The organism is Roseateles sp. P5_E11, assembly GCF_054049355.1.
On the sequence record NZ_JBFUMO010000263.1, the window covers coordinates 1 to 7,718 of the forward strand.

A 7,718-nucleotide genomic window follows, 5' to 3' on the forward strand; every position below is an offset into this window, starting at 1 on the left:
GCCGTCAACAACGCGGCGATACGGCGTTTCCAGGAAGCCGTACTCGTTGAGCTGAGCGAACAGCGCCAGCGAGTTGATCAGGCCGATGTTCGGGCCTTCCGGCGTTTCGATCGGGCAGACGCGACCGTAGTGGGTCGGGTGCACGTCGCGGACTTCGAAGCCAGCGCGCTCGCGGGTCAAACCACCCGGGCCAAGAGCGGAAACACGACGCTTGTGCGTGATTTCCGACAGCGGGTTGKTCTGGTCCATGAACTGCGACAGCTGCGACGYSCCGAAGAACTCCTTCAGCGCCGCGGAAATCGGCTTGGAGTTGATCAGGTCGTGCGGCATCAGGGCTTCGGTCTCGGCCTGGCCCAGACGCTCCTTGACGGCCTTCTCGATGCGGGCGAGGCCCGAGCGGTACTGGTTTTCGGCCAGTTCGCCCACGCAACGCACGCGGCGATTGCCCAAGTGGTCGATGTCGTCCACTTCGCCGCGGCCATTGCGCAGCTCGACGAGGATCTTGACGACGTCAAGGATGTCCTCGTTGGACAGGTTCATGTTGCCTTCGGGCGTGTCACGGCCGACACGCGCGTTGAACTTCATGCGGCCGACACGGCTCAGGTCGTAGGTGTCGGTGCTGTAGAACAGGCGATTGAACAGCGCTTCGACGGCGTCTTCCGTCGGCGGTTCGCCGGGGCGCATCATGCGGTAGATGGCGACGCGGGCGGCCAGCTGCGTTTCGGTCTCGTCAGACGCCAGCGTCTGCGAGATGTAGGCGCCTTCGTCCAGCTCGTTCGTGAACAGGCACTGGATTTCCTTGACGCCGGCCTGGCGCAGCTTCTTCAGCAGCGCGTCGGTCAGTTCGTCATTGGCCTTGGCGATGATCTCGCCGGTATCGGCGTCGATCATGTTCTTGGCCAGCACGCGGCCGACCAGGAAGTCCTCGGGCACCGAGATGTGCTGCGTGCCGGATTGCTCCAACTGGCGCGCATGGCGGGCCGTGATGCGCTTGTCCTTCTCGACGATGACGGCACCCGACTTGTCGACGATGTCGAAACGGGCGACTTCACCCTTCAGGCGGTCGGCAACGAATTCGAGCTGCGCGCCAACATCCATCAGGCGGAAGTTGTCGAACACGAAGAAGTGGGCCAGGATCTGTTCCGGCTTCAGGCCGATGGCCTTGAGCAGGATGGTGACCGGCATCTTGCGGCGGCGGTCGACGCGGAAGTACAGGATGTCCTTCGGGTCGAACTCGAAGTCCAGCCAGGAGCCGCGGTAAGGAATGATGCGAGCGCTGAACAGCAGCTTGCCCGAACTGTGGGTCTTGCCCTTGTCGTGCTCGAAGAACACGCCAGGTGAGCGGTGCAGCTGCGACACGATGACGCGCTCGGTACCGTTGACGATGAAGCTACCGTAGTCGGTCATCAGGGGCACTTCGCCCATGTAGACCTCTTGCTCCTTGATTTCCTTGACCGTCTTGGCCTGCGGGCTCTCACGGTCATAGATGATCATCTGCAGGCGCGCGCGCACGGCGGCTGCATAGGTCAACCCACGCTGTTGGCACTCACGGGTGTCGAACGGCGGCTTGGCGATGTTGAACTCGAGGAACTTCATCTCGACGAAACCGTTGTGCGAAACAATCGGGAACGCCGAGAGGAAGGCCGCCTGCAGCCCTTCGGGCTTGCGTTTGGCGGCGGGCACGTCCTTTTGCAGGAAGGCCACGTAGCTGTCCTTCTGCATCGTGAGCAGATAGGGAACGTTGAGAACGCTCTCGCGCTTGCCGAAGCTCTTGCGGATCCGCTTGCGCTCGGTATAGCTGTAGGGGGTTGCTTGCGCCATAAACACTCCGTGTCGAGCCCACCCCTGGCCGTGGGGCGAGCCGCGTCGGCGACTGGCTGGCTCACTCACCCAGAACGGGCGGCTGCCTAGCTTGGTGGTTGGCCACTACCAACCGCTGGCGGACAACTTCGGCATTGCACCGAAGTCCGACCAAACTGGTTCTCTGCAGTCGGATCAGAGAACACGTGAAAGAACCGCGCATCATACCCGCGCGAGGTCTTTCACCTGTTCTCAAGCAGGATTAACCCGCAAAGACAAAAAAGGGGAAGCCCAAAGGCAACCCCTTTTCTAGTCAGTGGGGCCGGACCTGCTGCACAGGCCCCACCCCAAAGTCTTACTTCAGCTCAGCCTTGGCGCCGGCTTCCACCAGCTTCTTGACTGCAGCTTCGCCGTCGGCCTTGGAAACGGCTTCCTTGACGTTCTTCGGAGCGCCGTCGACCAGGTCCTTGGCTTCCTTCAGACCCAGGCCCGTGATTTCACGGACGGCCTTGATGACGGAGACCTTCTGCGCGCCGGCTTCGGTCAGCACGACGTTGAACTCGGTCTTCTCTTCAACGGCAGCAGCGGCGCCGCCGCCGGCGCCACCGGCGGCCGGAGCAGCCATCGAAGCGGCGGACACGCCGAACTTCTCTTCAATTGCCTTGACCAGATCGTTCAGCTCCAGAACGGTCATGCTGTCCAGCGAGGTCAGGAAAGCGTCTTTATCGAATGCCATGATGAATTTCCTTAAAACAGATTGATTGCGTGTAACGCGTAGTTCGTCGATCAGGCGGCAGCCGGGGCTTCTTCAGCGGCAGCTTCCGTAGAAGCGGCGCCTTCGCCACGCTTTGCAGCCAGGGCAGCCAGCACGGCCGCGGTGCGTTGCACCGGCGACAGCAGCAGGCCTGCGATTTGCGACAGCAGCACTTCCTTGCTCGGGACGGATGCCAGCGCCTTCACGCCGTTCACGTCCAGAGCCTTGCCACCGTACGCACCGCCCTTGATGACGAGCTTGTCGTTGGTCTTGGCAAAGTCAGCGATGACTTTGGCAGCCGCGACAGCGTCTTCCGAAAAGCCGTAGATCAGCGGGCCGACCATGCTCTCCGAAGCAGCCTCGAACGGGGTGCCGGCGACAGCGCGACGCGCCAGGGTGTTCTTCAGCACGTGAAGATACACACCTTGGGCGCGCGCGGTGACGCGCAGCTTGTTCAGGGCTTCAACGGTGAGGCCACGGTACTCGGCCAGCGCCAGCGTCTGCGACTTGGCAGCTTGCGCTGCGACGTCGGAGACAACGACTGCCTTCTCGTTGCGATTGAGACTCAAGGTCTACTCCTCACATTTGCTCTCTCGGCCTTGCGGCTTTGGGAGCGCCAGGGATTCAGCGACCATCTGTCAGGAAACCCACCCCGATGGCTCGGAGCGGCAAACCCTTCAGCGGGACCGCCATCTGCGTTGGTTCTCAACTTGCGCCGAGATTTAAGGGGTCTCCACCAACGGTCTTGGATGACGCGCCACTCCGGCGAACCGGAACAGCGCCCCACCAATCTTGTTGCCCAGGGCCAGACTCGCCCCGAGCAGATTCAGTGCATCAAGCTGCGTTGGCTTGAGCGTTGATCGACGCGATTTCGACGCGGGCGCCGACGCCCATCGTCGAGGACACGGCGACCTTGCGCAGGTAGATGCCCTTGCTCGACGCCGGCTTGCTCTTGTTCAGAGCTTCGATCAGCGCGCGCAGGTTGCCTTCCAGCTTGTCGGTGTCGAACGAGCGACGGCCGAGGGTGCCGTGGATGATGCCGGCCTTGTCGACGCGGAACTGGACCTGGCCAGCCTTGGCGTTCTTGACGGCAGTGGCGACGTCCGGGGTCACGGTGCCAACCTTGGGGTTAGGCATCAGGCCGCGCGGGCCCAGGATCTGACCCAGAGTACCGACGACACGCATCGTGTCGGGCGAGGCGATGACCACGTCGAAGGGCATGTCGCCCGCCTTGACGCGCTCGGCCAGGTCTTCCATGCCGACGACGTCGGCGCCGGCGGCGCGGGCTTCATCAGCCTTGGCACCTTGGGCGAACACGGCGACGCGCTTGGTCTTGCCGGTGCCGTTGGGCAGCACGACGGCGCCACGAACGACCTGGTCCGACTTCTTGGCATCGATGCCGAGCTGAACGGCGACGTCGATAGATTCATCGAACTTGGCCGAGGCCAGGCTCTTGACCAGGTCCAGGGCTTCGGTCAGCGCGTACAGCTTGGTCGACTCGACCTTGCCAGCCAGCGCCTTTTGCTTCTTGGTGAGCTTGGCCATGTCAGACCCCTTCCACGATGATGCCCATCGAGCGGGCGGAGCCGGCGATGGTCTTGACTGCGGCGTCCATGCTGGCGGCCGTCAGGTCCTTGGTCTTGATCGTTGCGATCTCTTCCAACTGGGCGCGGGTCAGCTTGCCGACCTTATCCAGGTGGGGGCGCTGCGAGCCCTTCTCGATCTTCGCGGCCTTCTTGATCAACACGGTCGCCGGGGGCGACTTGATGACGAAGGTGAAGCTCTTGTCTGCGAACGCGGTGATGACCACCGGCAGCTTCATGCCGGGCTCGAAGCCACCAGCCGAAGTCTGGGCGTTGAACGCCTTGCAGAATTCCATGATGTTCAGGCCACGCTGACCAAGCGCGGGACCCACCGGGGGCGAAGGGTTGGCCTTGCCGGCCGGAATTTGCAGCTTGATGAAGCCGACAATCTTCTTTGCCATGTTTTCTCCAATCCAGTGCCCGGGCGGCAAGCCTGAACACCTGAGTGCTAGCGCATCGGACTCGGACCGAAGTCCTTACCTTTGCTCCTCTTGTCCGCCTCTCGTTGCAGACTGATCACGGGTCGACGTTAGGGGACGCCGGCCGAACCCAGGATTCTACTCTGCTGCTCAAATTTCAGGCTATGCAGCCCTTCACTTGGACGTCAGAGGTGCGCGTCGGACCTTTTGCCTTAGCCCTGCGGGCAGCGGCGAAAAGTTTGACGACGCGTCGTCAAACTTTTTCGACCTGCGAGAAGTCCAGTTCCACCGGCGTCGCGCGGCCGAAGATCGTGACCGACACACGCACCTTGGACTTGTCGTAGTTGACCTCTTCGACCGAGCCGTTGAAGTCGGTGAAGGGGCCTTCCTTGACGCGCACGACCTCGCCGACCGTCCACTCGACCTTGGGCCGTGGCTTCTCGACGCCTTCCTGCATTTGGTTGACGATCTTCATGACCTCGGCCTCCGAGATCGGGGCCGGGCGGTTCTTTGCGCCGCCCACAAAGCCCGTCACCTTGGACGTGTGCTTGACCAGATGCCAGGACTCGTCGTCCATCGCCATTTCCACCAGCACATAGCCCGGGAAGAAGCGGCGCTCGGTGACGGCTTTCTTGCCGTTCTTCAGCTCGACGACTTCTTCGGTTGGCACCAGGATGCGGCCGAACTTGTCCTGCATGCCGGCGCGGTCAATGCGCTCGCGCAGGTTGCGTTCGACAGCCTTTTCCATGCCCGAGTAGGCATGAACGACATACCAGCGCTTGGGCAGCCCCGTCGGGGCTTCGGTCGTGACGACTTGTTCTTCAGACATCAAGATTCCTTGCGATCAGCGCTTCCAGCCCAGGATCAGGTCGTACAGCACCCATTCCAACGTCTTGTCCGTCATCCACAGGAAGAGCGCCATGACGACGACGAAGGCAAACACATAGCCCGTCATCTGGGTCGCTTCCTTGCGGGTCGGCCAGACCACCTTCTTGACTTCACGCGTCGAGTCGCGGCCGTAGGCGATCAGCGCTTTGCCGTGTTCAGACGTAAAGAAAGCCGCCACRCCGGCGGCCAACAACACGAGCAGCGAGGCCCACTGCGCCAGCGGGCCTTGCTTGGACAGGCCGTAGTAGGCCGCCAGCGCGCCAATCAGCAGCAGTACCGCAACGGCCAGCTTGGCCTTGTCGGCGCCGCTGGTCACGGTCTCGACTTGGGGAGGATTCGCCATCACTTCACTTTCACGCGCCGCTTTGAAGCGGCTGTCAGACGCTGCCAAGGTTTGTCGCCATCAGCAGCAAGGCCCGCCGAGATCTCTCTCGCGGGCCGATGCTTGTTGCCAGGAAACCAACCGTCGTGATCAGCGACTGTTGGCAGGGGCAGAGGGTCTCGAACCCCCAACCTTCGGTTTTGGAGACCGACGCTCTGCCAATTGAGCTATGCCCCTGTGGCCTTGAAAAACTTACGCGAGGATCGTGGCGACGACGCCCGAGCCGACGGTRCGACCRCCTTCACGGATGGCGAAGCGCAGGCCGGTTTCCATCGCGATCGGYGCGATCAGCTTCACGGTGATGCCGACGTTGTCGCCRGGCATGACCATTTCCTTGTCCTTSGGCARCTCCACSGCACCGGTCACGTCCGTGGTACGGAAGTAGAACTGGGGACGGTAGTTGTTGAAGAACGGCGTGTGGCGGCCGCCCTCTTCCTTGGACARRACRTAGATYTCKGCCGTGAAGTGGGTGTGCGGCTTGATCGAGCCGGGCTTGGCCAGCACYTGGCCGCGCTCGACGTCTTCACGCTTGGTGCCGCGCAGCAGGATGCCGACGTTGTCGCCYGCTTGACCTTGGTCCAGCAGCTTGCGGAACATTTCSACGCCSGTGACSGTGGTCTTCTGSACKTCGCGGATRCCGACGATTTCGATTTCTTCRCCGACCTTGATGATGCCGCGCTCGACGCGACCGGTCACGACGGTGCCGCGGCCGGAGATCGAGAAGACGTCTTCAACCGGCAGCAGGAAGGCGCCGTCGATGGCACGGTCCGGCTGGGGGATGTAGKTGTCCARSGCRTCRGCCAGRCGCATGATGGCTTGYTCGCCCAGGTCGCCCGTGTCGCCTTCCAGCGCCAGCTTGGCCGAACCCTTGATGATGGGGGTGTCGTCGCCGGGGAAGTCGTACTTGGACAGGAGCTCGCGCACTTCCATTTCGACCAGCTCGAGCAGCTCGGCGTCGTCGACCATGTCGCACTTGTTCAGGAAGACGATGATGAACTTCACGCCGACCTGACGAGCCAGCAGGATGTGCTCGCGGGTCTGGGGCATCGGGCCGTCAGCGGCCGAGCACACCAGGATGGCGCCGTCCATCTGGGCGGCACCGGTGATCATGTTCTTGACGTAGTCGGCGTGGCCGGGGCAGTCAACGTGCGCGTAGTGGCGGTTGGCCGTCTCGTACTCGACGTGGGCGGTGTTGATCGTGATGCCGCGGGCCTTTTCTTCAGGCGCTGCGTCGATCTGGTCGTAGGCCTTGGCCTCGCCGCCGAACTTCTTGGACAGCACGGTCGCGATTGCCGCGGTCAGCGTGGTCTTGCCGTGGTCAACGTGGCCAATCGTGCCCACGTTCACGTGCGGCTTGGTCCGTTCAAACTTGCCTTTTGCCATCTTGCGCTCCTGAGGCGAACCCGTTGAAACGAGTAGAAAAAGAGAAAATCTGTGGTGCCCTTGACGCGGATCGAACGCGTGACCTCTCCCTTACCAAGGGAGTGCTCTACCACTGAGCCACAAGGGCATCGGCACGGGTTTGACGCCAGACGAACTGGCCGGCAAACCGGTGTCGACGCTGACCAACCAAACCGCCCGGATTGGAGCGGGAAACGGGAATCGAACCCGTGTCATTAGCTTGGAAGGCTAAGGTTCTACCATTGAACTACTCCCGCTCTGGGAGTCCTGCCGCAACCGCCAGCAACGGCAGTTTTGGTGGAGGAGGCTGGATTCGAACCAGCGTACGCTATGCGGGCAGATTTACAGTCTGCTGCCTTTAACCACTCGGCCACCCCTCCTGAGGCAAGCCCGCAACTATAGCACAGGGCAAATGGGGCGCAACAGCCGCCTCACGAAGAAGCCAGAGACAAAGAGCGCGAAAACGTGGCCCGGGACGATTCCCCTGGCGC

Annotated in this window: 7 protein-coding genes, 4 tRNA genes and 1 pseudogene; all 12 read right to left on the reverse strand. The window is 62.2% G+C overall.

Annotated features, from left to right (window positions below):
• A pseudogene (gene rpoB / locus ACXJKR_RS18435) lies at positions 1 to 1,821 on the reverse strand (DNA-directed RNA polymerase subunit beta); the annotation flags it as partial.
• 334 nt (positions 1,822 to 2,155) lie between these two features.
• Complete coding sequence (gene rplL / locus ACXJKR_RS18440) at positions 2,156 to 2,536, reverse strand: 50S ribosomal protein L7/L12 (protein ID WP_457324052.1); 381 nt, start codon at positions 2,534 to 2,536, stop codon at positions 2,156 to 2,158.
• Positions 2,537 to 2,586: 50 nt separating this feature from the next.
• A complete protein-coding gene (rplJ, locus tag ACXJKR_RS18445; protein ID WP_056194797.1) occupies positions 2,587 to 3,123 on the reverse strand; it encodes a 50S ribosomal protein L10 in 537 nt (178 codons plus the stop codon).
• Positions 3,124 to 3,388: 265 nt separating this feature from the next.
• Positions 3,389 to 4,099 (reverse strand): 50S ribosomal protein L1, encoded by a 711-nt coding sequence (gene rplA, locus ACXJKR_RS18450; protein ID WP_056194799.1) that lies wholly within the window; start codon positions 4,097 to 4,099, stop codon positions 3,389 to 3,391.
• Between the two features lies 1 nt (position 4,100).
• Positions 4,101 to 4,538: a 50S ribosomal protein L11 gene (gene rplK / locus ACXJKR_RS18455; RefSeq protein WP_056194802.1), complete on the reverse strand. Its 438-nt coding sequence runs from the start codon at positions 4,536 to 4,538 to the stop codon at positions 4,101 to 4,103.
• Between the two features lie 271 nt (positions 4,539 to 4,809).
• Positions 4,810 to 5,385, reverse strand: a complete 576-nt coding sequence (gene nusG / locus ACXJKR_RS18460) for a transcription termination/antitermination protein NusG (RefSeq protein ID WP_057297385.1) — start codon at positions 5,383 to 5,385, stop codon at positions 4,810 to 4,812.
• 15 nt (positions 5,386 to 5,400) lie between these two features.
• The gene (gene secE, locus ACXJKR_RS18465) at positions 5,401 to 5,787 is read right to left on the reverse strand and encodes a preprotein translocase subunit SecE (protein ID WP_056194808.1); all 387 of its coding nucleotides are present in this window, start codon (positions 5,785 to 5,787) and stop codon (positions 5,401 to 5,403) included.
• Between the two features lie 140 nt (positions 5,788 to 5,927).
• A tRNA-Trp gene (locus ACXJKR_RS18470) sits at positions 5,928 to 6,003 on the reverse strand.
• 15 nt (positions 6,004 to 6,018) lie between these two features.
• A complete protein-coding gene (gene tuf / locus ACXJKR_RS18475; RefSeq protein ID WP_457324053.1) occupies positions 6,019 to 7,209 on the reverse strand; it encodes an elongation factor Tu in 1,191 nt (396 codons plus the stop codon).
• Positions 7,210 to 7,261: 52 nt separating this feature from the next.
• Positions 7,262 to 7,336: transfer RNA gene (locus tag ACXJKR_RS18480), tRNA-Thr, on the reverse strand.
• A gap of 74 nt (positions 7,337 to 7,410) precedes the next feature.
• A tRNA-Gly gene (locus ACXJKR_RS18485) sits at positions 7,411 to 7,484 on the reverse strand.
• Between the two features lie 38 nt (positions 7,485 to 7,522).
• Positions 7,523 to 7,607, reverse strand: a tRNA-Tyr gene (locus tag ACXJKR_RS18490).
• Between the last annotated feature and the right edge of the window lie 111 nt (positions 7,608 to 7,718).